This window comes from Vibrio sp. S234-5, assembly GCF_000960595.1.
Classification (GTDB): Bacteria; Pseudomonadota; Gammaproteobacteria; order Enterobacterales; family Vibrionaceae; genus Vibrio.
Window position 1 is genome coordinate 1 of record NZ_JZAM01000125.1, and the last position, 388, is coordinate 388.

The 388-nt window shown below is 40.5% G+C and carries 1 pseudogene; it reads left to right on the forward strand.

Features of this window, described 5'->3' with window-relative positions:
* Nucleotides 1-156: 156 nt before the first annotated feature.
* Nucleotides 157-388 (forward strand): annotated as a pseudogene (locus UF06_RS27150) (IS5/IS1182 family transposase); the annotation flags it as partial.

A 388-nucleotide genomic window follows, 5' to 3' on the forward strand; every position in this document is an offset into this window, starting at 1 on the left:
ACCCTTGGTCCTGGGAAAGGCAAAAGCGGAAGAAAAATCGCTCTTCCCCACTTTTCCTAGATCCTAATGCAACGAACAGTTTAAAAAACATACGGTGACATTATCCTCGAAACATGATCAAATACACACTATTCTTAATTCATTAACTATTTGACTATGCCTAATTCTAGAAACTGGGCACCACCTACTGCTCTTTCAAACAAAGAGCAGTTTATTTGCCAAAAGTTAAAGCAGACTGGCAAGCTATTTGTGTTCTTGCGAACCAATCGTCATCTCATTATTAATGATGCGATTAATCAGAAGCTTATGTCAATGTATGCTGACCACCCAAGAGGAAAGCCTGCTGTTCTGGCCGCTCTTTTAGCTATGGCAACGATTCTCCAAGCAT